Origin of the sequence: Streptomyces sp. MspMP-M5, assembly GCF_000373585.1 — a bacterium.
GTDB lineage: Bacteria > Actinomycetota > Actinomycetes > Streptomycetales > Streptomycetaceae > Streptomyces.
Window position 1 is genome coordinate 157,045 of the sequence record NZ_KB891854.1, and the last position, 25,647, is coordinate 182,691.

General features: G+C 71.1%; 18 protein-coding genes, 1 tRNA gene and 1 pseudogene. 9 read left to right on the forward strand and 11 right to left on the reverse strand.

The window, feature by feature from the left end:
• Positions 1-4: 4 nt before the first annotated feature.
• The 3 genes from B073_RS39035 to B073_RS0103885 all read right to left on the reverse strand — a co-directional run bounded on the left by B073_RS39035 (position 5) and on the right by B073_RS0103885 (position 3,552).
• A complete protein-coding gene (locus B073_RS39035; RefSeq protein WP_051093905.1) occupies positions 5-796 on the reverse strand; it encodes a hypothetical protein in 792 nt (263 codons plus the stop codon).
• Positions 797-897: 101 nt separating this feature from the next.
• A complete protein-coding gene (locus tag B073_RS0103880) occupies positions 898-1,593 on the reverse strand; it encodes a Crp/Fnr family transcriptional regulator (RefSeq protein WP_018536777.1) in 696 nt (231 codons plus the stop codon).
• 150 nt (positions 1,594-1,743) lie between these two features.
• The gene (locus tag B073_RS0103885; protein ID WP_018536778.1) at positions 1,744-3,552 is read right to left on the reverse strand and encodes a bifunctional metallophosphatase/5'-nucleotidase; all 1,809 of its coding nucleotides are present in this window, start codon (positions 3,550-3,552) and stop codon (positions 1,744-1,746) included.
• 181 nt (positions 3,553-3,733) lie between these two features.
• On the opposite strand from B073_RS0103885, the gene B073_RS0103890 reads away from it, so the two are divergent.
• Positions 3,734-4,432 (forward strand): SIMPL domain-containing protein, encoded by a 699-nt coding sequence (locus tag B073_RS0103890; RefSeq protein ID WP_018536779.1) that lies wholly within the window; start codon positions 3,734-3,736, stop codon positions 4,430-4,432.
• Between the two features lie 145 nt (positions 4,433-4,577).
• The gene (gene pyk, locus B073_RS0103895; RefSeq protein WP_018536780.1) at positions 4,578-6,014 is read left to right on the forward strand and encodes a pyruvate kinase; all 1,437 of its coding nucleotides are present in this window, start codon (positions 4,578-4,580) and stop codon (positions 6,012-6,014) included.
• Positions 6,015-6,068: 54 nt separating this feature from the next.
• On the opposite strand, the gene B073_RS0103900 is transcribed toward pyk, so the two are convergent.
• Both B073_RS0103900 and B073_RS0103905 read right to left on the reverse strand, forming a co-directional pair.
• Positions 6,069-6,836: a hypothetical protein gene (locus B073_RS0103900; protein ID WP_026247037.1), complete on the reverse strand. Its 768-nt coding sequence runs from the start codon at positions 6,834-6,836 to the stop codon at positions 6,069-6,071.
• Positions 6,837-6,945: 109 nt separating this feature from the next.
• Positions 6,946-7,018 (reverse strand) — tRNA-Leu (locus B073_RS0103905).
• Positions 7,019-7,118: 100 nt separating this feature from the next.
• Between B073_RS0103905 and B073_RS0103910 the strand changes: the two genes are divergently transcribed.
• The gene (locus tag B073_RS0103910; RefSeq protein WP_018536782.1) at positions 7,119-7,799 is read left to right on the forward strand and encodes an ANTAR domain-containing response regulator; all 681 of its coding nucleotides are present in this window, start codon (positions 7,119-7,121) and stop codon (positions 7,797-7,799) included.
• 121 nt (positions 7,800-7,920) lie between these two features.
• Here B073_RS0103910 and B073_RS0103915 read toward each other — a convergent pair whose 3' ends face one another.
• Positions 7,921-8,394 carry a PaaI family thioesterase gene (locus tag B073_RS0103915; protein WP_018536783.1) on the reverse strand — a complete coding sequence of 158 codons (474 nt, stop codon included), beginning with the start codon at positions 8,392-8,394 and terminating at the stop codon, positions 7,921-7,923.
• Positions 8,395-8,517: 123 nt separating this feature from the next.
• Positions 8,518-10,830, reverse strand: a complete 2,313-nt coding sequence (locus tag B073_RS0103920) for an FdhF/YdeP family oxidoreductase (protein ID WP_018536784.1) — start codon at positions 10,828-10,830, stop codon at positions 8,518-8,520.
• 202 nt (positions 10,831-11,032) lie between these two features.
• Between B073_RS0103920 and polA the strand changes: the two genes are divergently transcribed.
• A complete protein-coding gene (gene polA / locus B073_RS0103925) occupies positions 11,033-13,747 on the forward strand; it encodes a DNA polymerase I (protein WP_026247038.1) in 2,715 nt (904 codons plus the stop codon).
• Between the two features lie 68 nt (positions 13,748-13,815).
• Here polA and B073_RS0103930 read toward each other — a convergent pair whose 3' ends face one another.
• Positions 13,816-14,706 (reverse strand): DUF4184 family protein, encoded by an 891-nt coding sequence (locus B073_RS0103930; protein WP_018536786.1) that lies wholly within the window; start codon positions 14,704-14,706, stop codon positions 13,816-13,818.
• Positions 14,707-14,888: 182 nt separating this feature from the next.
• Here B073_RS0103930 and B073_RS0103935 point away from each other — a divergent pair, with 182 nt between their 5' ends.
• The 3 genes from B073_RS0103935 to B073_RS0103945 all read left to right on the forward strand — a co-directional run bounded on the left by B073_RS0103935 (position 14,889) and on the right by B073_RS0103945 (position 18,094).
• The gene (locus B073_RS0103935; RefSeq protein WP_026247039.1) at positions 14,889-16,742 is read left to right on the forward strand and encodes a lytic transglycosylase; all 1,854 of its coding nucleotides are present in this window, start codon (positions 14,889-14,891) and stop codon (positions 16,740-16,742) included.
• Between the two features lie 149 nt (positions 16,743-16,891).
• Positions 16,892-17,026: an SPW_0924 family protein gene (locus tag B073_RS45515; protein WP_018536788.1), complete on the forward strand. Its 135-nt coding sequence runs from the start codon at positions 16,892-16,894 to the stop codon at positions 17,024-17,026.
• Positions 17,027-17,098: 72 nt separating this feature from the next.
• Positions 17,099-18,094 (forward strand): DUF3068 domain-containing protein, encoded by a 996-nt coding sequence (locus B073_RS0103945; RefSeq protein ID WP_018536789.1) that lies wholly within the window; start codon positions 17,099-17,101, stop codon positions 18,092-18,094.
• 153 nt (positions 18,095-18,247) lie between these two features.
• On the opposite strand, the gene hrpB is transcribed toward B073_RS0103945, so the two are convergent.
• Positions 18,248-20,851, reverse strand: coding sequence for an ATP-dependent helicase HrpB (gene hrpB / locus B073_RS0103950; RefSeq protein WP_018536790.1), 2,604 nt, complete (start codon positions 20,849-20,851; stop codon positions 18,248-18,250).
• A 67-nt stretch (positions 20,852-20,918) separates the two neighbouring features.
• On the reverse strand, positions 20,919-21,752 hold the full coding sequence (locus tag B073_RS0103955) for a class I SAM-dependent methyltransferase (protein WP_026247041.1): 834 nt from the start codon (positions 21,750-21,752) through the stop codon (positions 20,919-20,921).
• Between the two features lie 374 nt (positions 21,753-22,126).
• Between B073_RS0103955 and rpsA the strand changes: the two genes are divergently transcribed.
• Positions 22,127-23,635: a 30S ribosomal protein S1 gene (rpsA, locus tag B073_RS0103960; protein WP_018536792.1), complete on the forward strand. Its 1,509-nt coding sequence runs from the start codon at positions 22,127-22,129 to the stop codon at positions 23,633-23,635.
• Positions 23,636-24,072: 437 nt separating this feature from the next.
• Here rpsA and B073_RS49220 read toward each other — a convergent pair.
• Positions 24,073-24,255: pseudogene (locus B073_RS49220) on the reverse strand (sheath polysaccharide-degrading enzyme); the annotation flags it as partial.
• Positions 24,256-24,627: 372 nt separating this feature from the next.
• Between B073_RS49220 and B073_RS0103970 the strand changes: the two are divergent.
• Complete coding sequence (locus B073_RS0103970) at positions 24,628-25,581, forward strand: PAC2 family protein (RefSeq protein WP_026247042.1); 954 nt, start codon at positions 24,628-24,630, stop codon at positions 25,579-25,581.
• Positions 25,582-25,647: the final 66 nt, after the last annotated feature.

The window sequence follows — 25,647 nt, forward strand, 5'->3', positions numbered from 1 at the left end:
CCACTCACCCGCGGTCCCGGTACGTGACGTTCTTGTCCCCGGCGACCATGTCCTGCACCGACTGCGGCCCCGCACCGAAGAAGAAATTGCCCGACCCGATGTGCCCGATCCCCGGCACCGCGGTCGAACCCGGCCCCGCCTCCGCGGCCCGCCCCGGCGGCTCCGCCTCCGCCTCCGCGGCCGTGCCCCGCCCCGCATCGCCCCGACCGGAAGCCGCCTGCACATGGACCCGGCCGCCGTCGTACAGCCAACCGGTGAGCGCCCCCTCCTTGCTGTCGGCCACGAACGGATGGAAGTGCTCCGGATCGATCCCCGGATGGCCGTACTCCACCACCGAACGATGGATCAGCTCCGACACCGCCAGCACACTCGGCTGCGAAGAACTCCGCAACGCCCCCCGGAGCTCCGCGGTGTCGAGCAGCCGGAACGCCTCCACCACCTCCTTGCCCAGCGTCCCCTGCGCATCCTGCGCCACCTCCCCGGCATGCAGCACGACCCGCAGGCGCACCTGCGTACCCGCACTCGCCAACCGGTTCGCATGGAGCAACTGCGTCGGCGTCTCCGTCAGCGCCGCCCGCAGCAACTGCGGCTTCGGAACGGCACCACCGACGATCACAAGGACGGCATCACCACGGTCCTCCGTGCGGTACTCCGTCGGCTCCACCTGCGCCGCCCGCAAGGTGTCGTGCACCACCGAATAGAGCATCCGGCGGATCATCGCCTGCTCCGCTCCCGACCGACGGCCGAAGCCCTCGACATCGAACAGCACAAGGGACTTGTGCACCGGTTCAGTCATCGTGTTCCCCCAACAAACGGGTCCTCATATGCGTCGCCGACCAGCTTTCCGCCGCGACGCCGGGACCAACAGGAACACCGACACACACCCAATGTGACCGATTACCCAGAACCGATCGCCTCGCCCAGCTCCTTCGGCCGCACCAGACACAACGTCTTCCGCCCCGTGATCAGGATCCCCCGCTTCCGCGGTTCCGCCAGCAGACGCGTGACCGCCTCCCGCGAGGCCCCCACCGAACCCGCCAACTCCTGCTGCGTCAAAGGCACACGGATGACAATGCCCTCATCCGTCCGCTCCCCGTGATAGCGCGCCAACTCCAACAGGAGATCGGCCAACCGCTCTCCCACCGTGTGCGCCGCGTACTGCAGGCGCCGGCGATCCGCCGCCCGCAGCCGACCCCCCACCAACAGCAGCAACTGACGCGAAGCACGCGGTGCACCATCCAGGAACGCCAGGAACTCCTCGGCTCGGACCGCCACTGCCGACACCCGCTCCAAAGTCGACACGGTGGCCGACCGCGGTCCGCCCTCCAAAGCCGACATCTCGCCGACGATGTCACCGGGCCCCCGTAACCCCAACAGCGCCTCATAGCCCGAGCGGGCGCCCGCACTGACCTTCAACCAGCCCTGGGTGATCACCAGGACGTGCGACGACGGCTCGCCCTGACGGATCACCTCCGTCCGCGCCGGATACCTCATCGGCACCCCGAGGCCCATCAACTTCGCGCGATCGGCCTCATCGAGCCGCGCGAGATACGGCACCCCGTCGGCCAACCACCCCCTGCCGCCCTGTGCCATGCCTGACACACCGCCACCCGGTTCCTGTCGCGTCATTGCCACCCCACGCTCTGTCCAGAACGCCATTGTCGCGTTCCGAACCGCCGTCGGGAGGACGAACAACATGATCCGCACAGGCGCCCGCACGCCGGCCGTGCGGGCGCCGCCGCCTCAGAACACCGGCACCCCGGCCCGCGTCAGCCGCCACCCCGCCGAAGCGAACACCGCCGGATCGATGACCTTCTTCGCCTTCACCCACGCGATGATCGTGTTACGGATCTCCTCCGAACTCGACCACACCGACGCCGCCTTCGCCACATGCGGGAAACCACCACCGCCGTTCGCCCGGTAGTTGTTCACCGCCAGCACGAACTGCGCCTTGTCATCCAACGGCTTGCCCTGATACCGCAGGTTCGTGATCCGCGAACCCGCCGACTTCGCGATGTCGATGTCATACGTGAGCCCGCCGACCACGTCATAGTTGAAGTCAGGCGTGTTGTCCGCGTTCGTCAGCTTCGCCGGATCCACCGGCACACCCGGCGCCGTCTGCACGAAATACCGCGCCGAGAACTCCAGATAATCCCGCAGCTGCGCACCTGTCATCAGCCGCGCATCCAGCGTGTTCTCGTACACATACAGCCCCGCCACATCACGCAGCGACACCCGGCCCGCCGGAATCGCCGCCGACCGCGAGAAACACGCCGCCTGCGACAGCACCGGAAGCGCCGCGTACTTCGTACCGGCCAGCGCCGACCTCACCGTGTCCACCTGCACGAAATTGATGAAGTCGATGATCGGCGTGTCCTTGTACGGAGCCTCGGCCGCCGACATCGCCGCCTTGCACGTCCCGACCACCTGGTTCACATACGCCACGACCGCCCGGTGCTCACGCCGCACCAGCCGCGCGATCTCCGGATCCTCCGCCGCCGTATTGGCGTTGCGCACCTCCGCCTTCACCGACACCACCTCCCAGCGACCCCGGCACCACTCCACCTCGAAATCGAAGACACTCAGCCGCATCCCCCACATCAGCGGCTCGGACAGCACCACGCTCCGGCCGGTTTCCTTGTTCACCACCGTCCGGGACGCCACCTCCTTGTGCGTATGACCCACCAGAATCGCGTCGATACCCGGCACCTGCTCGGCCACCAGCGACGACGCATTCTCCGGATACGGCACCGCATCCCCGTACGACGTCCCACCGTCCAGACCCGAATGATCCGTACAGACCACCACATCACAGCCGAGCGAGCGCAGCTTCGGCACATACACCTTCGCCTGCTCCACCAGCCCCGGGAACGTCAACTTCCCCTGCACATGGGCCTTGTCCCACACCGCGATACCAGGATTCGTCAGCCCCAGAACGCCCACCCGGATATCCCGGTGACCCGGCACCTTGATCCGCTTCACCACATACGGCGGAAACGCCGGCTTCAACGTCCGCGCATCCAGCGCGTTCGCCGCCAGCAACGGGAAATCACACTGCTCCTGGAACTTCCGCAGCACCGGAATCCCGTAATTGAACTCGTGATTGCCGAGCGCCGCCGCGTCGTACCCCATCCTGTTCATCGCCAGCGCCATCGGATGCTTCGGCCCGTGCGGCGCGGTGATCGGATCGACCCGCGCGTAGTAATACGACAGCTGAGTGCCCTGAATGATGTCACCCGCGTCGATCAGCAACGTACGATGCCGCCCCGCCTCCCTGCGGGCCGCCGCCACCAACGTCGAGATCTTCGCCAACCCGACATCATTGTGCGCCGCGTCGTCATACTCCTTGTCGGTGAAATAGTCCCAGTTCAACACGTGCCCGTGCACATCCGTCGTGCCCAGCACCCGGAACGGGACCCGCCTGCCCCGCCCGCGCCCCGGCCGCAGCTCCGGCTCCCGCGCCTCCGCGCCCTGCGGCAGCGCCCCCGTGAGCGCCACCCCCGCACCGGCCGCGGCCGAACGCCCCAGAAACTTCCGGCGGTTGAACGACATAGCAAATCCCCCAAGAGGTCAAAAACGGTCCGCATGCGCCCGGTGGTACACCACCTCGGAACAACGCGCGTAGATTGTGGCCCCGACCACCCCCCTCGCAACAGCCCCACAACATTGCGAACAGGTGACTCCCCGGTGACCAGTTGACCGAAAGACCGACACCGACTGGCAAGCTGACACCATGACCGACCCCACCCTCCCCGCCCTCCCCTACGGCACCCCCGACGCCCCCCGCGTCGCCGTCCGCGGCGAAGCCCACCTCGAAGTCGACCCCGAAATCGCCCGCATCACCGTCACCGTCAGCACCCGCGGAACCGACCGCACCACCGCCCTCACCGACCTCACCCGCCGCAACGAACACGCCCTCACCCTCATCAAGAGCTACGGCGACGCCGTCGAACAACTGGAAACAGGCAGCTTCACCCTCACCCCCCAACTCACCGACAAAGGCCGCCACGAACGCATCCGCGCCTACCACGGCCGCGTCACCCTCACCGCCACCCTCAACGACTTCACCGCCCTCGGCGAACTCACCACCCGCCTCGCCGACCTCGAACTCACCCGCGTCGACGGCCCCTGGTGGGCCCTCCGCCCCGACTCGCCCGCCCACCGCAGCGCCCGCACCCAGGCCGTCCACGAAGCCGTCCAACGCGCCCGCGAATACGCCGAAGCCCTCGGCGCCACCCTCGACGCCGTCCTCGAAATCGCCGACATCGGTGCCGAAGGACAGGCCCAGCAGCAGGGCTACGGCTTCGCCGCCCCCGCCGGCGCCCGCAGCGCCGCCCTCGAAACCGCCCCCGCCCTCGACCTCGAACCCCGCCGCCAGACCGTCCACGCCAGCGTCAACGCCCGCTTCACCATGACCCGTCCCGCACTGTGAGACCACCCCGCGCGAAGCCGTAATTCCGCTCATCGGAGCGGCTTCGCGCCCATTCCAAAACTTGTCAACAGGCTTTCACCAAGCGGTCGTTGAGCGGTCACGTCGCCACACTTCCCTACCGCCCGGTAAGTCATAGGGTCGAAGCATGCGCCGAGCAAAAATCGTCTGCACACTGGGCCCCGCCACCGACTCGTACGAGCAGATCAAAGCCCTCGTCGACGCCGGAATGGACATCGCCCGCTTCAACCTCAGCCACGGCACCTATGCCGACCACGAAGCCCGCTTCGACCGGGTCCGCAAAGCATCCGAGGAATCCCACCGCAGCATCGGAATCCTCGCCGACCTTCAAGGCCCGAAGATCCGCCTGGGCCGATTCCGCGAAGGCCCCGTACTCCTTGAACGCGACGACACCTTCACCATCACCGTCGAAAACGGCGTCGAAGGCGACCGCCACCTCTGCGGCACCACCTACTCCGGCCTCGCCGGCGACGTCACCCCCGGCGAACGCATCCTCGTCGACGACGGCAAGGTCACCCTCGAAGTGACCGCCGTCGAAGGCCCCCGCGTCCGCACCAGGGTCATCGAAGGCGGCATGGTCTCCGACCACAAGGGCCTCAACCTCCCCGGCGTCGCCGTCTCCGTCCCCGCCCTCTCCACAAAGGACCAGGACGACCTCCGCTGGGCCCTGCGCTACGGCGCCGACGTCATCGCCCTCTCCTTCGTCCGCAGCGGCCGCGACATCCAGGACGTCCACCGCATCATGCGCGAGGAGAACCGCTTCCTCCCCGTCATCGCCAAGGTCGAAAAGCCCCAGGCCGTCGAGAACATCGACGACATCGTCGCCGCCTTCGACGGCATCATGGTCGCCCGCGGCGACCTCGGCGTCGAAATGCCCCTGGAAACCGTCCCGATCGTCCAGAAGCGCGCCATCAAACTCGCCAAGCGCAACGCCAAACCGGTCATCGTCGCCACCCAGATGCTCGACTCGATGATCGACAACTCCCGCCCGACCAGGGCCGAGGCCAGCGACGTCGCCAACGCCGTCATCGACGGCACCGACGCCGTGATGCTCTCCGGCGAGACCAGCGTCGGCAAGTTCCCGTTCGAGACGGTCCGCACGATGTCCCGCATCGTCGAAGCCGCCGAGGAAGACCTGCTCGCCAAGGGGCTCCCACCGCTCACCGAGGCCAACAAACCCCGCACCCAGGGCGGCGCCGTCGCCCGCGCCGCCGCGGACATGGGCGACTTCCTCGGCGCCAAGTTCCTCGTCGCCTTCACCCAGTCCGGCGACACCGTCCGTCGCCTCTCCCGCTACCGCTCGCCCATCCCCCTCCTCGCCTTCACCCCCGACCCGGCCACCCGCTCCCAACTCAACCTCACCTGGGGCGTGGAGACCTTCCTCGGCCCCACCGTCAACTCCACCGACGAGATGGTCGCCCAGGTCGACGAGCAGCTCCTGAAGATCGGCCGCTGCAAGAAGGGCGACGTCGTCATCATCACCGCCGGCTCCCCGCCCGGGGTCCCCGGCTCCACCAACCTCGTCCGCGTCCACCACATCGGCGAGGACGAGATCCAGCACTAGCCCCACCCGCACACCCCCGAACCCGCTGGGCCGAGGAACTGACCGCCGTCCCTGTCAGTACTTCGGCCCGATGTGTTGATCCATGAGGGAGACGGAGGCGCGCTTGGCGACGGAGATGTTGTAGGTCTCGCTGCCGCGTCGGGTCGCTTTCCACTCAACGCCGACTCTGTCCAGCGTTTCCGAGTAAAGCCGGCGGATGTCCGCGGACTTGTTCGTGAAGAAGTACCTCGGGTACTCGTAGCGCTTGCGTTTGCCCGCCACGACTCTTGTTGTCCAGTTGATGATGCGGCACCCGTCCGAGTGGACGAGGCCGCGGATGAACTCCCACGGGTGGGCGTCCATAATCGCCCGTTGCCATGTCTCCGGGTGGATACGGCGGTCGTGCTTCTTGCCGGGCCCGTGCTGGGGGACCAGGCACTTCCAGTGAACCGAGAACGACTTGACGTCGGTGCAGCCCTGTTTCTGGCTTCGGCTGACGCTAGCCGACGGCAGCACTCGACGCATGGCGGCCTCGGCTTCGTCGATCAGACCGGGCCAGGCGTCGGCGCATGTGATGGTCAGGTGGTGCTGTCTTGGCTTGGACATGACGTGGCCATCACCGAGATAGAGCCCGAACAGGTAGCTGTAGGCGGCAGCGTCGTGCGGTGCGCGGGGGATCGGAGTGCAGCGCACGCAAGCCGGCGAACGTGGGATTGGTTGGATGCGGGTCAGCCAGGTCCTGATGGCATGCCGCGAAATGCCCATCTCGCGGCTAACGGAATTGAGGCTGCGCCCTTGTGACACGAGTTTGGGAGCTCGCTTGCGCGTTTCTAATGCATACATGGCCACGAGCCTGGCGGGAACTGTGCCCACCGCGATCGATTCGAAGGAGTGTTCACCGCTACGAGTGAAGATCTCCAACGAGCGAGTGGCCTTCGAATTGAAGGTGAAGTGCCCTGGGTGGGATTCGAACCCACGCTGTCGGTGGTTTGAGCACCGTGCCTCTCCCGCTGGGCTACCAGGGCCTACCTTGGAAACCAAGGCTAGCGGAGACCCGCCGTGCATCAAACATACAGGAGATAGGTAGGCTCATGGGGCACCACCTGCCTGGAACGAGGAGTCCCCTTGAGCGCCGCCGAGCCCCAGCAGCCTGTCGCCGATGGCGACCAGTCGCACGTACCGCCGCTGACCACGCGCGTCGTGATCGCCGAGGACGAGGCCCTCATCCGCCTCGACCTCAAGGAGATGCTGGAGGAGGAGGGGTACACCGTCGTCGGCGAGGCCGGAGACGGACAGAAAGCCGTGGAGCTGGCCCGGGAGCACCGCCCCGATCTGGTGATCCTTGACGTGAAGATGCCGATCCTTGACGGGATCTCGGCGGCCGAGAAGATCGCCGAGGAGAGCATCGCGCCGGTCCTGATGCTGACCGCGTTCTCGCAGCGCGAACTCGTGGAGCGGGCCCGGGACGCGGGCGCCATGGCGTATCTGGTGAAGCCGTTCAGCAAGACCGACGTCGTGCCCGCGATCGAGATGGCGGTGTCGCGGTTCACCGAGCTGCGGGCGCTGGAGCAGGAGGTCGCGGACCTCACCCAGCGGTTGGAGACGCGGAAGCTGGTGGACCGGGCGAAGAGCATTCTGCAGACGCAGTACGGGCTGACGGAGCCGGCCGCGTTCCGGTGGATCCAGAAGACGTCGATGGACCGTCGGCTGTCGATGCACCAGGTGGCCGAGGCGGTCATCGAGGACGCGGCGGAGCGTCAGCAGCAGAAGGACCAGTCGAAGAAGGAGCAGGGGAAGGGCCAGTAGGGCCCAGGACCTGTTCCGGGGTTGAACGCCGGCGGTGCCTGTGGGCGCCGCCGGCGTTTTCTGTGGGCGGGCGAGACCGGGGGGCTGGTGCAGGGGCCGGCCGGGTCGCCGATGTGCGACGTCAGGCGCGGTACATGCCGGGGTCGGCGTCGCGCAGCAGGCAGGTCAGGCGGGCGGTGCAGACCCGCTTGCCCTGGTCGTCGGTGATGACGATCTCGTAGGTGGCGGTGGTGCGGCCGCGGTGTACGGGGGTGGCGACGCCGGTGACGAGTCCGGAGCGGATGCCGCGGTGGTGGGTGCAGTTGAGGTCGACGCCGACGGCCGCCTTGGCGGGGCCGCCGTGCAGCATGGCGCCGACGGAGCCGAGGGTCTCGGCCAGGACGGCGGAGGCGCCGCCGTGCAGGAGTCCGTAGGGCTGGGTGTTGCCCTCTACGGGCATGGTGCCGACGACGCGTTCCGGGGCGGCCTCGGTGACCTGGACGCTCATGCGCTCGCCGAGGTGTCCGGCGGAGAAGAGGGCGGGCAGGTCGACGCCGATGCCGGCCCACTGGTCGAGGATCTCCTGCGGGAACGTGGTCGTGCTCTGCTCACCCATGGACTGCTCCGTTTCGCTCGCCCTTGAACGTGGCCGTGGATCCGCTGTTGATCGTGGCGGGTCCGTGCCTGTTCCTATCAGGCCGCCGGGCGGGTGCCCGCCGCGGGGTGCCCGTCGGCGGGGTCAGTCGTTCCGTGCGGTCTCCAGTCGGATGACCACGGACTTCGAGGCCGGGGTGTTGCTGGTGTCGGCGGTGTGGTCCAGGGGTACCAGGACGTTGGTCTCGGGGTAGTAGGCGGCGGCGCAGCCGCGGGCGGTGGGGTAGTGCACCACTCGGAAGCCGGGGGCGCGGCGTTCGCTGCCGTCGGTCCACTCGCTGACGAGGTCGGCGTAGGAGCCGTCGGGGAAGCCGAGGCGGTGGGCGTCGTCGGGGTGGACGAGGACGACGCGGCGGCCGTTGGTGATGCCGCGGTAGCGGTCGTCGAGGCCGTAGATGGTGGTGTTGTACTGGTCGTGGGAGCGGAGGGTCTGGAGGAGGAGTCGTCCTTCGGGGGCGGTGGGGTATTGCACGGGGGCGGCGGTGAAGTTGGCTTTCCCGGTGGCGGTGGGGAAGCTGCGGCTGTCGCGGGGGGCGTGGGGGAGGGTGAAGCCTCCTGGGCGGGCGATCTTGGTGTTGAAGTCTTCGAAGCCGGGGATGACGCGGGCGATGCGGTCGCGGATGTGGGCGTAGTCCGTTTCGAAGGTTTCCCAGGGGGTGGTGCTGGTGGGGCCGAGGGTGCGGCGGGCGAGGCGGGCGACGATGGCGGGTTCGGACAGGAGTTGGGGGCTTGCGGGTTCCAGGCGGCCGCGGGAGGCGTGGACCATGCCCATGGAGTCTTCGACGGTGACGAATTGGTCGGCGCTCGTCCCGTCGGGGCGGACTTGGCGGTCGCGTTCGGTGCGGCCGAGGGTGGGCAGGATCAGGGCGCGGGCGCCGGTGACGGCGTGGGAGCGGTTGAGTTTGGTGGAGACGTGCACGGTGAGGCGGGCGCGTCGGACGGCGGCTTCGGTGACGTCGGTGTCGGGGGTGGCGGAGACGAAGTTGCCGCCCATGGCGAAGAAGACCTTGGCGTCGCCGTCGCGCAGGGCGCGGATGGCGCGGACGACGTCGTAGCCGTGTTCGCGGGGCGGGGTGAAGCCGAATTCCTTCTCCAGGGCGTCGAGGAAGGCGGGTGCGGGGCGTTCGAAGATGCCCATGGTGCGGTCGCCTTGGACGTTGCTGTGGCCGCGTACGGGGCAGACGCCGGCTCCGGGGCGGCCGATGTTGCCGCGGAGCAGGAGGAAGTTGACGACTTCCTGGATGGTGGGGACGGAGTGTTTGTGCTGGGTCAGGCCCATTGCCCAGCACACGATGGTGCGTTGTGAGGCGAGGACCATGGTGAGGGCGCGTTCGATCTCGTCGCGGGTGAGGCCGGTGGCGCGCAGGGTCTCGTCCCAGCCTTCGTCGGCGGTGGCGAGGGCGGCGAAGTCGTCGAAGCCGTGGGTGTGGTCGCGGATGAAGTCGTCGTCCAGGATGCCGGGGGTGGTCTTGGCTTCTTCGAGGATGCGGCGGTTGAGGGCGCGGAAGAGGGCTTGGTCGCCGCCGATGCGTACTTGGAGGAAGAGGTCGGTGAGGGCGGTGCCGCCGCCGGCGAGGCCGCGTGGGGTCTGGGGGTTCTTGAAGCGTTCGAGGCCGGCTTCGGGCAGTGGGTTGATCGAGATGATCTTGGCGCCGTTGGTCTTGGCCTTTTCCAGGGCGGTGAGCATGCGGGGGTGGTTGGTGCCGGGGTTCTGGCCGGCGACGATGATCAGGTCGGCTTTGTAGAGGTCTTCCAGGAGGACGCTGCCCTTGCCGACGCCGAGGGTGTCGGTGAGTGCCGAGCCGGAGGATTCGTGGCACATGTTGGAGCAGTCGGGGAGGTTGTTGGTGCCGAATTCGCGGGCGAAGAGCTGGTAGAGGAAGGCGGCTTCGTTGCTCGTGCGGCCGGAGGTGTAGAAGACGGCTTCGTCGGGGGAGGTGAGGGCGGTGAGTTCCTCGGCGATGAGGTCGAAGGCGCGGTCCCAGGTGACGGGTTGGTAGTGGTCGGCGCCTTCGGGGAGGTACATGGGGTGGGTGAGGCGGCCTTGCTGGCCGAGCCAGTAGCCGCTGCGGTCGGCGAGGTCCGCGACGGAGTGGGCGGCGAAGAAGTCCGGGGTGACCCGGCGCAGGGTGGCTTCCTCGGCGACGGCCTTGGCGCCGTTCTCGCAGAATTCCGCGGTGTGGCGTTTGTCGTCCTCGGGCCAGGCGCAGCCGGGGCAGTCGAAGCCGTTCTTCTGGTTGACCCGGAGCAGGGTGAGGGCGGTGCGGCGGACGCCCATCTGCTGCTGGGAGATCTTCAGGGCGTGGGTGATGGCCGGGATGCCGACCGCGGAGTGCTGGGGCGCGCCGACCTCGGGCGCGTCCTGGACGGGGTCCGACGCGGGCGGCTTGCCTGCCATGGCGCTCTCCCTGGGGTCGTGTGCCGGGCCGCCGGGTCGCGGCGGGTTGTTGCCGGCACCTCTGAGTGGTGCGTTTTCCGATCCTGTCATGGACGCGTGGCGGGCAGTAAGGGGACGGCGGGCGGTGCGGTGCCGGCGGTCGCGGCGGGGATTGTCAGTGGGCCGTGGCAGGATCGGGGGCGTGGCAGGAAAGGCAGTGAAGATGAGCGAAGCGACCGGCGGCGAGGCGGCGGGCGGCCGTCCGCGTCTGCTCCTGATGGACGGGCATTCCATGGCGTACCGGGCGTTCTTCGCCCTGCCTGTGGAGAATTTCACCACCGCGACCGGGCAACCGACCAATGCGATCTACGGCTTCGCGTCGATGCTCGCGAACACCCTGCGTGATGAGGCGCCCACGCATTTCGCGGTGGCGTTCGACGTCTCCCGCAAGACGTGGCGGTCGGAGGAGTTCCCCGATTACAAGGCGAACCGTTCCAAGACGCCCGACGAGTTCAGGGGCCAGGTCGAGCTGATCGGTGAGCTGCTGGACGCGATGCACGTCAAGCGTTTCGCGGTGGACGGCTTCGAGGCCGACGATGTCATCGCGACCCTTGCCACCCAGGCCACGGCCCAGGGTTTCGAGGTGTCGATCGTCACCGGCGACCGGGACTCCTTCCAGCTGGTCTCGGAGGACGTCACGGTCCTGTACCCGACCAAGGGCGTCTCCGAGCTGACGCGCTTCACTCCGGAGAAGGTCGCTGAGAAGTACGGCCTGACCCCGGCCCAGTACCCGGACTTCGCCGCCTTGCGCGGCGACCCGTCGGACAACCTCCCTGGTATCCCCGGTGTCGGGGAGAAGACGGCCACGAAGTGGATCAACCAGTTCGGTTCGTTCGCCGAGCTGGTGGCGCGGGTCGATGAGGTCAAGGGCAAGGCGGGGCAGAATCTCCGCGATCACCTGGAGTCGGTGAAGCTCAACCGCCGCCTGACGGAGATGGTCCGCGACGTGGAGCTGCCGTGTGGCCCCGCCGAGCTGACCCGCCTCCCCTATGACCGCGAGGCCCTCAAGGTCTTTCTGAACGCCCTGGAGATCCGCAATCAGGGCCTGCGGGACCGCCTCCTGGCGGTGGATCCGGGTGCTGCCGAGAGTGCGGAGCCGGTCACGCCGGCGGCCGGCGTGGAGGTGGACGGCACGGTTCTGGGTACCGGTGAGCTCGCTCCGTGGCTGGTCGAGCACGGTGCCGGCCCGCTGGGCGTGGCCACCGTCGACGTGTGGACGCTGGGCAGCGGCAGTGTCGCCGAGGTGGCGCTGGCCACCGCGGACGGCCCGGCCGCCTGGTTCGATCCGGCGCAGCTGGACGAGGCCGACGAGCGGGCCTTCGCTGCCTGGAGTGCCGATGCCGCCCGTCCCAAGGTGATGCACAACGCCAAGGGTCTGATGCGGGTCTTCGGTGAGCACGGCTGGCGCATCGACGGCGTTGCCATGGACACGGCGCTGGCCGCCTATCTGGTCAAGCCCGGTCGCCGTTCCTTCGCGCTGGACGCGCTGTCCATCGAGTATCTGGGCCGTGATCTGGCCCCGGCTGCCGCCGGTGACGGGCAGCTGGCGTTCGGCGTGGACGAGCAGGCCGAGGCGGAGGCCCTGATGGCGCAGGCCCGCACGGTGCTGGATCTGGGGACGGCGTTCGGCGCCAAGCTGGCCGAGGTGGGCGCGGCCGATCTGCTGCGTGAGGTGGAGCTGCCCACCAGTGAGCTGCTGGCCCGGATGGAGCGGGCGGGTATCGCCGCCGACCGGGGCTGGCTGGAGCGTATGGAGCAGCAGTTCGCCGGCGCCGTCCAGCAGGCCGTGAAGGAGGCGCATGCCGCGGCGGGTCACGAGTTCAATCTCGGCTCGCCCAAGCAGCTCCAGGAAGTCCTCTTCGGCGAGCTGGGTCTGCCGAAGACCAAGAAGACCAAGACCGGCTACACCACTGACGCCGACGCCCTGGCCTGGCTGGCCGCGCAGACCGACAACGAACTCCCGGTGATCATGCTCCGTCACCGGGAGCAGGCGAAGCTGCGGACCACGGTCGAGGGTCTGATCAAGACCATCGCCGCGGACGGCCGGATCCACACCACGTTCAACCAGACTGTCGCGGCCACCGGCCGGCTCTCCTCCACCGACCCCAATCTGCAGAACATCCCGGTGCGGACGGACGAGGGCCGGGCGATCCGCCGCGGCTTCGTCGTCGGTGAGGGTTTCGACTCGCTGCTGACCGCCGACTACAGCCAGATCGAGCTGCGGGTGATGGCCCACCTCTCCGAGGACGAGGGTCTGATCGAGGCGTTCACCTCCGGTGAGGACCTGCACACCACTGTTGCCTCGCAGGTGTTCTCGGTCGCCAAGACCGAGGTCGACCCGGAGATGCGCCGCAAGATCAAGGCGATGTCCTACGGTCTGGCCTACGGGCTGTCCGCGTTCGGTCTCTCCCAGCAGTTGGGTATCCAGCCCGACGAGGCCCGCAAGCTGATGGACACCTTCTTCGAGCGGTTCGGCGGGGTGCGGGACTATCTCCAGCGCGTCGTCGAGGAGGCCCGCGCGACCGGCTACACCGAGACGATCCTCGGCCGCCGCCGCTATCTGCCCGATCTCAACAGCGACAACCGCCAGCGTCGCGAGATGGCCGAGCGGATGGCGCTGAACGCCCCGATCCAGGGCACCGCCGCCGACATCGTCAAGATCGCGATGCTGCGGGTGGACGCGGCGTTGCGTGCGGCGGAGCTGTCCTCGCGGATGCTGCTCCAGGTCCACGACGAAATCGTGGTCGAGGTGGCGCCCGGCGAGCGTGCCCGGCTGGAGGAGCTGGTCCGGAAGGAGATGGCCGCCGCCGTGGAGCTCCGTGCCCCGCTGGACGTCTCGATCGGTTCGGGCGGGGACTGGGAGTCGGCGGCGCACTGACGCCGTCCCGGGGTGCGTACGGTGTCCGCGCGTCCGCACCCCGGCAGCTCCGTCCCCGTCGGCCGGCGTCAGGCGGGCCCGGCCTCGGCGCCCGCCGGGCGGCCCGGTGCGCTCCCGTCCGCCGTGGCCGTGCCGCGCCGTGCCCGCCGGTTTCGCAGCCGGAGCGCCGCCGCGCAGACGAGCAGTCCCGGTACGAGCCCGGCGCCGGCACCGAAGAGCAGGTCCGGCAGGTAGTCGAACCACCCCACCGCCGCGCCGTGGAGGGCGTACGCCCGCAGCGTGCGGTATCCGCCGCCGAGCAGCATCCCCAGGGCCGCTACCGCGGTGAGCGACAGCCGCAGTCGTAGCGGCAGTTCGGGTGGCGCGAGCCCGGCCCCACCGGTCCCGGTCGCGCGGCGGGCCCGCGACGCCGCCCACAGGAACCACCCGACCACCGCCAGGCCGAGCGCCGAGGTCGTGTACTGCAGGTACATCGCCAGCGGTCGGCCGGCCACGACGGTGTCGAGGACCGGCAGCAGTCGGGCGCCCCAGCGGCCGGGGTGGGTGAAGGCGTCCCAGCCGACGTGCGTCGCCGCGCCGAGCACCGCCGACACCACGAACCAGCTCGCCGCCAGGGCCCGTTCGCGGGCCGTGTGCGGCAGCCGGGGCCGGCCCCGGGCGACGGCCGCCGGCTGCGTCCACCCGGCCCGCGGCAGCAGCGCGCGCAGCGGCTCGCGCACCAGGAGCCAGCCGCCGGCCAGCACGGCGCTGAGCAGCACGTCCACCGTCACCACACCGGCCGGGGAGTGGGTGACGGTGCCGAATTCCATGCCGCCGGGAACGACGGTGGCCGCGTAGTACGTCACATCCGGTGCGAACGACCCGGCGACCAGTGCCGAGGCGACCAGGGGGCCGCGGGCCGTGCCGGTGCGGCGGAGGAACGGCAGGACGGCGGCGGCGTGGCTCAGGGTGAACGGCATCGGCTTCTCCTTGATCGATTCGGATCATTATGTGGCCGATGGGAGTGGTGGCTGTGCGGCCCGAGTTGTCGTAGTGTCACCGGAGTTGGGCGCCGGGGAGCGCGATACGGCGTCACACCCGGGAAGCCGGACTGCGGCGACCGGTGGGCACGCGCCAGGTCGACACGGAGGGGACACCACGTATGGCAGCCACATTCCGGCGGCGGCTCCAAAGAGGAGTGGCCTCCACGGCCGTGGCGGCGGCCGCGCTGGCCGCGCTCACCGCCTCCCAGGCGCCCGGTGCCGCCGAGCGTGCGGCCGCCCGCGCCGATCGCACGCCGCCGCCCGCCGACACTCCCATCGACGGCGGCTCGTCCTACTTCACCGACCTGCCGCCCCGCAAGACCCCCGCCCCACCGAAAGGTTCCGGCCACTCCGGAGACACCGGCGGCGTGCTCCACGGCCCCTCCCAGGCGGGCATTCCGGCCACCGTCCTGGCCGCCTACAAGAAGGCCGAGGACCGACTCCGCGCCTCGGACCCGGGCTGCCGGCTGCCCTGGCAACTGCTCGCCGGGATCGGCGAGGTGGAGTCCGGCCACGCCCGCGGCGGCGCGGTCGACGCCGCGGGCACCACCCTCTCGCCGATCCTCGGGCCCCGGCTCGACGGCCACGGCTTCGCCCTGATATCCGACACCGACGGCGGCCGCTACGACGGCGACACCACCCTCGACCGCGCCGTCGGCCCGATGCAGTTCATCCCCTCCACCTGGTCCCGGGGCGGCCCGCACGGCGCGGGCTGGGGCGCCGACGGCAACGGCGACGGCATCAAGGACCCCAACAACGTCTTCGACGCCGCCCTCGCCGCCGGCCGCTACCTCTGCGCCGCCGGCCGGAACCTCTCCGACCAGGCCGACCTCGACCGGGCCGTCCTCGGCTACAACGACTCCACCGAGTATCTGCGCCTGGTGCTGTCCTGGTACACGTTCTACCGGAAGGGCACGTTCGAGGTGCCGGATGGCAAGGGCGCGCTCCCGGTCCACCGCGGCGGCGGCACGCCCGCCACCCAGGGCGGTCCCGGAAGGCGCCCAGGTGGCGAGCAGACCGCACCCCCGGCGCGCGGCGGCACGGCGGGCCGGACGAAGCCCACCACCCCGGCGGTTCCGGGCGGTTCGCCCCGCCCCGGCGGTTCCACCGGCCCGACCCACGGCGGCGGCACGCCGGTCCCCGCCCCGTCGCCGAAGCCCAAGCCGGTCCCGCACCCGAAGCCCACCCCGACGCCCACCCCCACCCCGAAGCCGCCCACGAAGCCCGCCCCGCCCACCGCCCTCGAAGCGGTCGCCGACAAGGACGGCAAGGCCCTGACGGCCACCGTGGGCACCGACTTCGCCACCACGCCCCGGGTGCGCGCCAAGGACGCCGAGGGCAGGCCGGTGGCCGGCGCCACCGTCCGCTTCACCCTCACCCCCGGCACCACCGGCACCCGGCTCCCCGGCGGCGCCACCGAGGTCACCGTCACCACCGGCAAGGACGGCCTGGCGACCGCCCCGACGCTGCACGCCGGCGACACCGCCGGCCCGTTCACCGTCCGCGCCACCGCTGCCACAACCGGCCGCGCCGTGCCGCCCGTCGACTTCACCGGAACCGTCACCGCCAGGCCCGCTCCCCGGGCCGACGCGCTCGTCCGGACCTCCGACAAGGAGCTGACCGCGGCGGCCGGCGGCGCGTTCGCCGACGACGCGGTCCGGATCGAGGCGACCTACCGCGGCAAGGCCGCCGCCGGAGTGCCGGTCACCGCCACCCTGGTCACCGACGACCCCAAGAAGCCCGTCGAGAACGACCGCGGCCCCTACTTCAAGGACCCCAAGGCCACCGGCGCCGGCAAGAACAAGCCCGTCCGCACCCTGACCGGCCTCACCACCGGCGCCGACGGCCTGCTCACCCTCCCGAAGCTCTACACCGACGCCCACCCGGGCACCTTCCGGCTCCGGCTGACCACCGCCGACGGCGCCGTGCTGACCGTCACCCTCACTGTGACGGCACCGGCCGCCACCTCCTGACCACCGGCCCCCGGCCGGAGCCACCGTCACCGCCGTGCCGCCCGTCCACCGGGACGGCACGGCGGTGAAACGTGTTCTCATCTCGGCCACCCGTTGCTACCGTGCCCCCGCCCTGACGCTGCATCAGACAGTTCTCCGGGAGGACGGCCATGCGCGCCCTGACAGCAGCCGCGATCGGACTGGCCGCGGCGCTCGCCCTCGTCTTCACCGTCACCGCGATCGGCGCCCCCGAGGGCCCAACGTCCCCCGAGCCGCTGCTGACCACCGTCCCCGCACACCCCTGAGGGAGGGACGTCACCGCCATGCGCCGAACCCCGCCCGGCCCCGGGGCGCACCCGGCGAAGCCGCCGAGAGGGATGCGCCGCCCCGCGAGCCTCGTCCTGCTCGGCCTCGCCGCCTTCTTCGCCGCCCTGTCCCCGCTGATGCGGTGGTACGCCTTCCCCCGCCTCGCCAAGATCCCGCCCAGCCAGTACCAGGACATGGTCCTGGAGGCCCGGCCCGCCACCCTCCTCGACTACGGCACCATGAAGGCCCGGCAGGTCCCCAAGGTCACCATCGTGCAGACCCTCAAGGGCAACGTTGCCGAGGCCCACCGGGTCGAGCGGACCGCCGGCCGCGACGTCGTGGTCTGGGACACCCTCTCGTTCGTCGCCGGACCCGACGGCAAGATGGTCTCCGAGATCCCCGAGCGCTACATCTTCGACGCGCACTCCCAGGAACCCGTCCACGCCGCCGGGGAGATGGTCGACGGCGACCCCGTCCGCCGCTCCGGCATCGAGTACAAGTGGCCGTTCCTCACCGAGAAGCGGGACTACGCCTACTTCGACGCCCAGACCCGCACCTCCGCCCCCATCCACTACGAGGGGACCCGCACCTTCCACGGCCTGGAGGTCTACTACTTCGAGCAGACCATCCCCTGGACCAGGGTCCCGCTGCCCAAGAAGATGCCGGTCCAGGGCATCACCCCGCAGACCGTCGCGAAGGCGGGCACCACCCGCTGGTACTCGACCAAGCGGATGTTCTGGGTCGACCCGGTCACCGGCGCCCCGGTCGACGGCGAGGAGATCCACCAGGAGGAGCTGCGCGGCGGCCAACTGGTGCCCGGCGGCGGCAAGGTCACCGCCTTCGCCGGCCATGTGAAGATGCGTGCCGACTACGTCGCCTCCACCCTCGCCCTCGTGACGTCCCAGCGCACCCTCGTCCTGCTGCTCACCAGCTACCTCCCCTGGGGCTTCCTGGCCCTCGGCGCCGCCCTCCTCGCCGCCGGCCTGCTTCTCGAAGCCCGCGGCCGTCGCCCCCGCCCGCGGCCGGCGCGGTCGGCGTCCGAGGGCGTTGTCAGTGGCGGGCCGTAGCGTGGAGGCATGACATCGACGAAGCGGCCGAAGCGACCACGCATCCTCCAAAACGCCAGGCCGAGAAGGGAGTTGACGTTCCCCGGCGCCCCCGGGGAGCCGGGCGCGCGGGGCCGTCCGCCCCGCGGCGGGACGGCCCCGCCCGGCGGGCTCTCACCCCCGCCGCAGCCGCGCCGTGGTGTGCCGGGTCGGCTCGGCCGTCGAAGGGTCCTCCGGCCAGGGGTGCTTGGGGTAGCGGCCGCGCAGTTCCGCCCGCACGGCCCGGTAGCCGTCCCGCCAGAAGGACGCCAGATCCGCCGTGACGGCCGCCGGCCGCCCGGCGGGCGAGAGCAGGTGCACCAGCACCGGCACCCGCCCGTCCGCGACCCGCGGCGACTCCCGCAGACCGAAGAGCTCCTGCAGTTTGACGGCCAGTACGGGCTGCTCGCCCCCGTAGTCCACGCGCACCCGGGAACCGCTCGGCACCTCGATCCGCTCCGGTGCCAGCTCCTCGAAGCGCACCGCCTCACCGGTCGCCCACGGCAGCAGCCGGGTCAGCGCCTGCCCCGCGTCCACCCGCGCCAGATCGGCCCGCCGCCGGGCCCGCCCCAGCTCGGTCCCCAGCCACTCCTCGACGCGCTCCAGCAGCGCCGCGTCGGAGACGTCCGGCCACGGCGCGCCCAACTCCCGGTGCAGAAAGGCCATCCGCTGCCGCACCGCGGTCGCCCCGGCCGTCCACCGCAGCAGCCCGAGGCCCTCCCGTCGCAGACCGTCCACGACGGCATCCCGCAGCAGTCCGGCATCCGGTGCGGTCAGGGGGCGGGCCGCCAGCTCGATCGCGCCCAGCCGGGTCACCCGCCGGGCCACCACCTCGCCGTCCGCCCAGCACACCTCCTCCCCGGAGGAGTACAGCGCCGCTGCCGCGGTGCGGGCGGTCTCCTCGTCGATCACCGCCGCGAGCCGGATCCGCGCGGACGCCGCGGTGACGGGCCGGTCCGCCACCGCGACCGCCAGCCAGGCCGCGTCCCGCAACCGCGAACCGTCCCCGGCCCGGCCCCCGGCCTCCGCCCCGGCCAGTTCGGCGCCGGTCCCGGACGCCATCAGATAGCTGCCGGCCGCGCGCGCCCGGGCCACCCGCTCCGGGAAGGCCAGCGCCGCGATCAGCCCGGCCGCCGCGTCCTCCGGGAGCGGGCCCGCGCCCGCCCCTTGCCGGTCTTCGGGGGCGCGTTCGGGCTCCCCGGCCGCCGAGGCCAGCCGCCGTGCCTCCTGGCGCCACCGCGCGGCGTAGGCGTCGCCGCCCCGGCGCGCGGTGCGCCAGGCGGTCGCCAGGTCGTCCCCGTAGGACCGCGGCGGCTCCTCGCTCAGCAGCGCCACCACCTCCGCGGCGCGCCGCACGCCGATCTCGGGTGCGCCGTCCAGCAGCGCGCGGGCCAGCCGCGGGTGCAGCCCCAGCCGCGCCATCCGGACGCCCCGCCCGGTCGCCCGGCCCTCGGCGTTCACCGCGCCGATCGCCGTCAGCACCTCCCGGGCGGCGGCCAGCGCCCCGGCCGGCGGCGCGTCGAGCAGCGCCAGCCCGCTCGCGGACGGATCGCCCCAACAGGCCGTCTGCAGGGCGAACGCGGTCAGGTCGGCGACCTTGATCTCCGGATCCGGGAAGCGCGGCAGCCGCCCGTCCTCCCCCTCGGCCCAGCAGCGGTAGACCACCCCGGGGCCCTGCCGGCCGGCGCGCCCGGCCCGCTGCCGGGCCGCCGCCCGGGAGGCGCGCACGGTCGCCAGCGCGCTGAGCCCCCGCGCATGATCCATCCGCGGCACCCGGGCCAGCCCGCCGTCCACCACGACCCGTACCCCGGGCACGGTCAGGCTGGACTCCGCCACCGAGGTGGCCAGCACGACCCGGCGGGCCCCGCCCGTACTGCCCGCCAGCACCGCGTCCTGCACCTCGGCCGGCGCCCGCCCGTGCACCTGCAGCACCTCGGCCCCGACCCCGGCCAGCTGCCCGGCCACCCGTGCGATCTCGCCGACCCCGGGCAGGAAACACAGCACATCGCCGGACCGCTCGCGCAGTGCCCGCCGCACCACGGCCGCGACATGCGCCAGCAGCGCCGGATCCACCCGCATCCCGTGCGGTGGCGCCACCGGCCGCTCCGGCGGCGCCCACACGACCTCCACCGGGTGCGAGACGCCCTCCGCCGCCACCACGGGCGCCGGCTCCCCGGCGCCGCCCAGCAGCCGCGCCCACCCCTCCGCATCCGTCGTCGCAGAGGCGGCGAGCAACTGCAACTCCGGGCGCAGGGCCGCCCGTACGTCCAGCAGGAAGGCCGCGCAGGTGTCGGCGTCCAGATGCCGCTCGTGGCACTCGTCCAGCACCACGACGTCCACCCCGGCCAGCTCCGGATCGCGCTGCAGGCGCTGCAGCAGCACCCCGGTGGTCACCACCTCCACCGCCGTGCGGGGCCCGGCCCGCCGCTCCCCGCGCACCGTGAAGCCGACGCGGTCGCCGACCCGCTCGCCGAGCAGCCACGCCATCCGCCGCGCCGCCGCCCGGGCCGCGATCCGGCGCGGTTCGGCGACGAGCACCCGCCGCCGCGGCCCCGCGCCGGTCAGCCCGGCGAGTTCCAGCGGCACCAGCGTCGTCTTGCCGGTGCCAGGCGGCGCGCACAGTACCGCGGCACCGGTCGTGTCGAGGGCGGTCCGCAGCGCGGGCAGCGCACTGCGCACGGGCAGCTGGGCGAGGGCGGCGCCGGGCGTACCGGCGGCCGGGGAAGGGGTGCGGCTCACCGCTCCAGTCTGCCGCCCGGGCGCCGGCCGCCGGCCGCCCACCCCGGCGCGATCCGCCGCAGGAGCGCTACGCCCCGTCCGCCGCGCACACGAAGATCGCCGTCCCCGGGATCAGATGCCCCCGCAGCGGCGACCAGCCGCCCCACTCCTGGGTGTTCCACTCCGGCCACTCCGGTTCGACGAGGTCCACCAGCCGGAAGCCGGCCGCCACCACGTCGCGCACCCGGTCGCCCAGCGTCCGGTGGTGCTCCACGTACACCGCCCGGCCCTCCTCGTCCTGCTCGACGTACGGCGTGCGGTCGAAGTACGAGGCCGCCACCGACAGGCCCGCCGGCCCCGGCTCGTCCGGGAATGCCCAGCGGATCGGATGGGTCACCGAGAAGACGAACCGCCCGCCCGGCCGCAGCACCCGCCGGACCTCCCGCAGCACCCGAACCGGATCGGCCACGAACGGCAGCGCCCCGTAGGCGGAGCACGCCAGGTCGAAGCAGCCGTCGCGGAACGGCAGCGCGCCCGCGTCCGCCTCCACCAGGCCGACGGGCCCGCCGGTGTCCGCGCCGGCGATCCGCAGCGCGTGCTGGAGCTGCCGGTGGGAGAGATCCAGAGCCACTGGCAGCGCACCCTGGGCCGCCAGCCAGCGGGAGCACTGCGCCGCGCCGGCCCCGATCTCCAGGACCCGCCGGCCCGGCAGCTCCGCGGCCGGCCCCAGCAGCGCGGCCTCCGCCTCGTCGAGCCCTTCGGGACCCCACACGAACCGGTCGTCCCCGAGGAAGGCGCCGTGCTCCCTCTGGTACTCGTCCGCGTTGCGGTCCCACCAGCCGCGGCTGGCCCGGCTGCTCTCGGCGTCCGACGCGTCACGGCGCGTCGCCTCCGGCTCGCTGTCCATCACGTGTTGGCTCATCGCGCCCGTCGTCGTAGTCTTCGCTGTGCTTGTCGCAGCGGGGGACTGCGAGGCCGTCCAGCCTCGCGGAACAATCGCGTGCGCCGGTTATGGGGCGTTCCGCCCCGGCTGTGCGCCTTTGGCGCATTGACCCTGTCCGGCTGCCCCCGTATGCTACAAGTTGCGCTGCGGGCCTGCGCGCCTCGGACGGAGCAGGCCGCGCTCGCATCTGTATGAATGTCCCCTCGGTATTGAGGCGTTTCGGTCGGCTCCCGTTTTCTACGGGGCTCCGGAGGGTGCGCCTTAGACGCTGTCCGGTCTGATGCAGAGGCGATACGGGCTCTCGGCGTAGCAGTACCTACGACTTCAATGTCCGTACCGGAGCCCTTTCCCACATGACGAGCAGCACCGAGACCACCGCCACCACCCCGCAGGTTGCGGTCAACGACATCGGTAACGAGGAAGCTTTCCTCGCCGCGATCGACGAGACGATCAAGTACTTCAACGACGGCGACATCGTCGACGGCGTCATCGTGAAGGTCGACCGGGACGAGGTCCTGCTCGACATCGGTTACAAGACCGAAGGCGTCATCCCGAGCCGTGAGCTCTCGATCAAGCACGACGTCGACCCCAACGAGGTCGTCGCCGTCGGTGACGAGATCGAGGCGCTTGTTCTCCAGAAGGAGGACAAGGAAGGCCGCCTGATCCTCTCGAAGAAGCGCGCCCAGTACGAGCGTGCCTGGGGCACCATCGAGAAGATCAAGGAAGAGGACGGGATCGTCACCGGTACCGTCATCGAGGTCGTCAAGGGTGGTCTCATCCTCGACATCGGCCTCCGTGGCTTCCTCCCGGCCTCCCTGGTCGAGATGCGCCGCGTCCGCGACCTTCAGCCCTACGTGGGCAAGGAGCTCGAGGCCAAGATCATCGAGCTGGACAAGAACCGCAACAACGTGGTCCTGTCCCGCCGTGCCTGGCTGGAGCAGACCCAGAGCGAGGTCCGCCAGACCTTCCTCACCACCCTGCAGAAGGGCCAGGTGCGCTCCGGCGTCGTCTCCTCCATCGTCAACTTCGGTGCCTTCGTGGACCTGGGCGGCGTCGACGGTCTCGTCCACGTCTCCGAGCTGTCCTGGAAGCACATCGACCACCCGTCCGAGGTCGTCGAGGTCGGCCAGGAGGTCACGGTCGAGGTCCTGGACGTCGACATGGACCGCGAGCGCGTCTCCCTGTCGCTCAAGGCGACCCAGGAAGACCCGTGGCAGCAGTTCGCCCGGACCCACCAGATCGGTCAGGTCGTCCCGGGTAAGGTCACCAAGCTCGTTCCGTTCGGTGCGTTCGTCCGCGTGGACGAGGGCATCGAGGGTCTGGTCCACATCTCCGAGCTGGCCGAGCGCCACGTGGAGATCCCGGAGCAGGTCGTCCAGGTCAACGACGAGATCTTCGTCAAGGTCATCGACATCGACCTGGAGCGCCGCCGCATCAGCCTCTCGCTGAAGCAGGCCAACGAGTCCTTCGGCGCCGACCCGTCGGCGGTCGAGTTCGACCCGACCCTGTACGGCATGGCCGCGTCCTACGACGACCAGGGCAACTACATCTACCCCGAGGGCTTCGACCCGGAGACCAACGACTGGCTGGAGGGCTACGAGGCCCAGCGCGAGGCGTGGGAGCAGCAGTACGCCGAGGCGCAGCAGCGCTTCGAGCAGCACCAGGCCCAGGTCATCAAGTCCCGCGAGGCCGACGAGCAGGCCGCGGCCGAGGGCGCTGCCGCTCCGGCGGCCGGCGGCCAGGGCGGCGGCAACGTCTCCGGTGGCTCGTACTCCTCGGAGTCGGCGGACAACTCCGGCGCCCTGGCGTCGGACGAGGCCCTCGCCGCGCTCCGCGAGAAGCTGGCCGGCGGCCAGAGCTGAACGGTCCCACCGTCAGCGCTAGCCGGTTGAGGTAGCTGAAGACGCGAGGCCCGCTCCCTTCGGGGAGCGGGCCTTCGTCATGTGCGGGCCTGAGGCCCGAGGGCTGCGGGTGGCGGCCGGGGAGAGGGCTGGGCGGGGCGTGAGGACGGCCCCGGCCGCCGGTGACCGAGTTGTCGCCTGTGATGGTGAGGGGCAGCTGCCACAACCCCGGCCGGCTGCCGGGTGTGGTCTCGTTCGTAGCCGTTGTCCGTGGTGTGGGTCCTCCGGGCGCCGGTGGCGCCCTCCTTGATGTCGGCGTTCTCCCCGCTGACACACGGGCCGATCGTGTTGTCCAAGATCCGCACGTGGCCACTCTTGCTTGTCGTTCGTGCCCCCGCGCTGCCGACGCAGACGCCCTTGCCCATTCCCCGGCCGTCCTTGCCGGTGTCCCGGATGGCCCAGTAGGACGCCCCGTCCAGATGCAGGCCGTACCCGCCGCTCGCAGTGAGCACGGCCTTCGAGGGGCCGGTCAGGGGGATGCGGGACGCAGCGGTGCCGGCTGTGGCGGCGGAGAAGTTGCCGCGGTGACTGCCGTCGTCGGCGAGGCGGATGGTGTCGCCGGGTGCGGCGGCGGTCAGAACGCCGGCCGTGGCCAAGAGCGCGGCGACGAAGAAGACCGAAGGGCCCCGTACGCATCCAACTGCCGTCCCATATATGAACATTGGGTGGGACAGTGAATCGCTGGAGCGTGGTGAAGGTAGAGGGTAAGGGCGAAGCGGCGTCCAGGGATCGCCTCGGGGTGGGGGCAAGGCGGGCCGAGCGCCGTGTGGCGGGGGAGCGGAACAACCGGGCTGGGAGGTATGAGGGGTTCATCGACGTGAACGCTGGGTGATGTGGAGGAGGACGGAGGGGGGCGCGCGGCGGCCGTGGTGTGGGGACCGGGGCGGCGGGATGGGAATGCCGGGGGCTGCTCGGGACGTTGTCACTCATGGACACGAGGAGGAGCGGTCACTGTGTTGGATCCGCAGGGGTTGTACGAATGGGAACCGAGCGGGCTGGCGGCGGTCGAGGCGATCACCGCCAGGGACTCCGCCGGTCTGGTGCTGCTGTACCACTTCGAGGGCTACATCGACGCCGGTGAGACCGGTGAGCAGATCGTGGAGCGGCTGCTGGACGGCCTGTCGCACCGGGTCGTGGCGCGCTTCGACCACGACCGGCTGGTCGACTACCGCGCCCGCCGGCCGCTGCTCACCTTCGAACGGCACCGCTGGACGGCGTACGAGGCCCCGAGCATCGAACTCCACCTGGTCGAGGACGCCACCGGCGCGCCCTTCCTGCTGCTGTCCGGGCCCGAACCGGACGTGGAGTGGGAGCGGTTCGCGGTGGCGATTCGGCAGATAGTGGAGCGGCTCGGTGTCCGGCTTTCGGTCAACTTCCACGGCATCCCGATGGGCGTGCCGCACACCCGGCCCGTGGGCCTCACCCCGCACGGCAACCGCACGGACCTGATGCCGGGCCACAGCAGCTTCTTCGACGAGGCGCAGGTGCCGGGCAGTGCGGAGTCCCTGGTCGAGTTCCGGCTCGCCGAGGCCGGGCACGACGTCCTGGGCGTGGCGGCGCATGTGCCGCACTACCTCGCCCGGTCCGCGTATCCGGACGCCGCGCTGACCGCGCTGGAGGCGGTGACGGCCGCCACCGGCCTGGTGCTGCCCAACGCCGCGCACGCGCTGCGCACGGAGGCGCTGCGGACGCAGGAGGAGATCGAGCGGCAGATCTCCGAGGGCGACGAGGAATTGGTCGCCATGGTGACCGGCCTTGAGCACCAGTACGACGCGGTGGCCGGGGCGGAGACCCGGGGCAACCTCGTTGCCGAGCCGGTGGAGCTCCCGTCGGCCGACGAGATCGGCCGGCAATTCGAACGCTTCCTGGCGGAGCGCGAGGCCGAGGGCGGCGGGGGCGCGATCTGACGCCGGCCGGACGGGGGCTAGGGCAGTTGGTGTCGGGTTGGTTGGCGTCCGGGCGGGGGAGGCGTC

Coding starts and splice junctions, on each gene's coding strand:
- B073_RS39035 (WP_051093905.1), bottom strand. CDS start 796: ATGACTGAACCGGTGCACAAGTCCCTTGTGCTGTTCGATGTCGAGGGC.
- B073_RS0103880 (WP_018536777.1), bottom strand. CDS start 1,593: ATGGCACAGGGCGGCAGGGGGTGGTTGGCCGACGGGGTGCCGTATCTC.
- B073_RS0103885 (WP_018536778.1), bottom strand. CDS start 3,552: ATGTCGTTCAACCGCCGGAAGTTTCTGGGGCGTTCGGCCGCGGCCGGT.
- B073_RS0103890 (WP_018536779.1), top strand. CDS start 3,734: ATGACCGACCCCACCCTCCCCGCCCTCCCCTACGGCACCCCCGACGCC.
- pyk (WP_018536780.1), top strand. CDS start 4,578: ATGCGCCGAGCAAAAATCGTCTGCACACTGGGCCCCGCCACCGACTCG.
- B073_RS0103900 (WP_026247037.1), bottom strand. CDS start 6,836: ATGTATGCATTAGAAACGCGCAAGCGAGCTCCCAAACTCGTGTCACAA.
- B073_RS0103915 (WP_018536783.1), bottom strand. CDS start 8,394: ATGGGTGAGCAGAGCACGACCACGTTCCCGCAGGAGATCCTCGACCAG.
- B073_RS0103920 (WP_018536784.1), bottom strand. CDS start 10,830: ATGGCAGGCAAGCCGCCCGCGTCGGACCCCGTCCAGGACGCGCCCGAG.
- polA (WP_026247038.1), top strand. CDS start 11,033: ATGAGCGAAGCGACCGGCGGCGAGGCGGCGGGCGGCCGTCCGCGTCTG.
- B073_RS0103930 (WP_018536786.1), bottom strand. CDS start 14,706: ATGCCGTTCACCCTGAGCCACGCCGCCGCCGTCCTGCCGTTCCTCCGC.
- B073_RS0103935 (WP_026247039.1), top strand. CDS start 14,889: ATGGCAGCCACATTCCGGCGGCGGCTCCAAAGAGGAGTGGCCTCCACG.
- B073_RS45515 (WP_018536788.1), top strand. CDS start 16,892: ATGCGCGCCCTGACAGCAGCCGCGATCGGACTGGCCGCGGCGCTCGCC.
- B073_RS0103945 (WP_018536789.1), top strand. CDS start 17,099: ATGCGCCGCCCCGCGAGCCTCGTCCTGCTCGGCCTCGCCGCCTTCTTC.
- B073_RS0103955 (WP_026247041.1), bottom strand. CDS start 21,752: ATGAGCCAACACGTGATGGACAGCGAGCCGGAGGCGACGCGCCGTGAC.
- rpsA (WP_018536792.1), top strand. CDS start 22,127: ATGACGAGCAGCACCGAGACCACCGCCACCACCCCGCAGGTTGCGGTC.